The 2,681-nt window shown below is 56.0% G+C and carries 3 protein-coding genes; 2 read left to right on the top strand and 1 reads right to left on the bottom strand.

From position 1 onward, the window contains the following. On the top strand, nucleotides 1-693 hold a 693-nt coding region (locus ACIQ3A_RS14900; RefSeq protein WP_396432510.1), incomplete at its 5' end, for an inositol monophosphatase family protein. Between the two features lie 101 nt (nucleotides 694-794). On the opposite strand, the gene ACIQ3A_RS14895 is transcribed toward ACIQ3A_RS14900, so the two are convergent. Continuing rightward, nucleotides 795-1,634, bottom strand: a complete 840-nt coding sequence (locus tag ACIQ3A_RS14895; protein WP_396432509.1) for a GntR family transcriptional regulator — start codon at nucleotides 1,632-1,634, stop codon at nucleotides 795-797. 1 nt (nucleotide 1,635) lies between these two features. Here ACIQ3A_RS14895 and betC point away from each other — a divergent pair. Then, a partial coding sequence (betC, locus tag ACIQ3A_RS14890) for a choline-sulfatase (protein ID WP_396432508.1) occupies nucleotides 1,636-2,681 on the top strand: 1,046 nt, incomplete at its 3' end.

The raw sequence follows: 2,681 nt of genomic DNA, 5'->3' as shown, positions 1-2,681 counted from the left end.
GTCGAGTTCAAGTCGGCCGGTGACTGGTGCAGCGCGCTGGACCGCCGCATCGAAGACCACCTTCGGGCCCGCATCGCCGCAACTTTTCCAGCACACGGGTTTCTGGGAGAAGAAAGCGCCCAGGCACAGGTGGGCGAGGGTCTGCTGTGGGTGATTGACCCGATCGATGGCAGCATGAATTTTTTGCGCGGCTACCCGCAGTTCAGCGTGTCGATTGCATTGCTGTCTAACGGCGAACCCATCGCCGCCTGCATCGCCGACCCCTGCCGCCAAGAGGTCTTCAGCGCCGCACTGGGGCAAGGCAGCACCTTGAACGGCCACCCCCTGCGAGTGGCCCCAACAGCTCATTTGCCATTGGCCGTGGCGGCCACCGTATTTCCCAAGCCCCAAGCGGCCTCCATGCCCAGCTATTTGGCCCAGTTTGGCCGGGTCGTCAGCAACGTGGCCGGTGTGCGCCGCTCGGGCAGCATGGCGCTGGAGCTCGCTTACCTGGCAGCGGGCAGGGTCGATGTATTTTGGTCCCATGACATGGGCAGCTGGGATGCCGCAGCCGGGGTGCTCTTGATCCGTGAAGCAGGGGGAGAGGTGTTCACGCTGGACGGCTTGGTCTGGTACGCCTCCCGCCGCATCGCTGCTGCGACGCCGGCACTGGCCGGTGCTTGGCTGGAACTGATTCGCCCCCCAGCGGCGTGAAGCAGGGCTGCGCGAACTGGCCCCGTTTTTTCTTTCTCTTGCCTGTGGCTGCCTGTGCTTGATTTCCTGTCAGTGGCCGCCTGTTGCGCCAGCGCCAAGGCTCAGGCCAGCAAATTCATGTCGACCCGAATGTAGTCCCCCCTGTAGGTCAAATCTGCCACATAAATCACCGTGCCATCCGCTCCACAGATCACACGCCGGACTTCGGCAACTGGCGCCGATACCGAAATGTTCAAAGCATTGGCAGCATCTTCACCGGCCGTAGAGATGGTCAGTATCTGTCGAGCTGACCCAATTTTGACGGCCTTCAAATCCATCAAAACAGGAATGACCGTTTCGGTGCGAAACCGCTCAGGCGCCAAGTTGAAAACACGTTCATCGATATAGGCAGAGATCACGGAGGTGAATTGCCGTTCGCTGGCATGGATGCGCCGCAAAAATTTGTAACTTGGGGCTGCGATGCCGTCCTCTTCAGACAGTTCGGGAAGCGCAAAACCGTCTTCCAATGTGATCAACCGTGGGGACTGCCGCCGGTAGAGCTCAGCCAGTCCTTGCAACGAGCTTTCCACCTGCATGCGGGGATGTGTTTCTGGTTTGCGCAACACAAAGGTCCCTTGCCCCTGCTTGGGTGCCAACAAGCCCTCACTTTTAAGAAGTTGTACAGCCTGCCTGACCGTGATCAAGCCCACACCGAACGCCAGTGCCAAGGCGGGCAAGGTTGGGATTTGCGCATCAATCGGCCAAATTCCCTTCACGATGCGCTCGCGCATCGCATCTGCCACCTGGGCATACAGGGGGCTTGCACTGTGTTCAAAATATTTTGGCATCCGACGCATCACTTTCCTAGGGTCTCCCCTAGGCAGCGAATTCCCCAATCTGATTAAAGTTAGCATGATAGAAACACCATGCCCGTACCACCAGCAAACTTTAACGGAAGACACGATGAGTTCTCAACCCAATATTTTGTTCATTCAAGCCGACCAATTGGCCGCCAGCGTCCTGCCCTTTTATGGACACCCTCTGGTCAAGACACCCCACTTAGACCGACTGGCGGCGATGGGAACAGTTTTTGAAAATGCTTACACCCCGAACCCGATTTGTGCTTCATCCCGCTTTGCGATGATGTCTGGACAGTATTCAAGCCGCATCGGGGCTTTTGACAATGCATCTGAGTTTCCTGCTTCGGTACCCACATTTGCCCACTACCTCAGATCATTGGGTTACGCCACCTGTTTGTCGGGGAAGATGCATTTTGTTGGACCCGATCAATTACACGGCTTTGAGGAGCGGGTGACCACCGACATTTACCCCTCTGATTTCGGCTGGACAGCCAATTGGGAGAAAAAAATTGAACCTTACGCACCCAGTCAAATGAGCATGCGGGGCGTTGTGGAATCGGGTTTATGCGTGCGCTCCTTGCAAATGGACTACGACGATGACGTGGCCAATCAGTCTGTTCAGTGGCTCTTTGACCATGCACGTCGCAACGATGACAGGCCATTTTTATTGGTCTCGTCATTCACCCATCCCCACAACCCTTTCACCATCTCCAAAGAATTCTGGGACCTGTATGACGATGCAGACATCGACCTTCCCCAAGTGCCCTTCATGCCTTTTGAAGAACGCGATGCTTGGAGCCAACGTTACTTCAAGCTGATTCGTCAAGATGAGCACCATGTCACGGAGGCACATATCCGTTCAGCTCGCCATGCTTACTACGGCATGGTCAGTTATCTCGACAGCAAAGTCGGGGTCTTGTTGGACACGCTGGAAAAAATCAACGCCATCGACAACACCGTGATCATATTCACCGCGGACCATGGCGAAATGTTGGGTGAACGGGGCATGTGGTACAAATTCACCCCCTTTCAAAACTCGATCAGGGTGCCCTTGTTGATCAGTGCACCAGGTGCCAAAACAGGCCATCGGGTCAGCGCAAATTGCAGCTTGGTCGACATGCTGCCAACCCTGCTGGATCTGGCCACAAA

It is taken from the genome of Limnohabitans sp. (assembly GCF_044361985.1).
GTDB lineage: Bacteria > Pseudomonadota > Gammaproteobacteria > Burkholderiales > Burkholderiaceae_C > Limnohabitans_A.
Note: the sequence above shows the minus strand (reverse complement) of the source record. Positions and strands in the feature narration are given on the sequence as shown.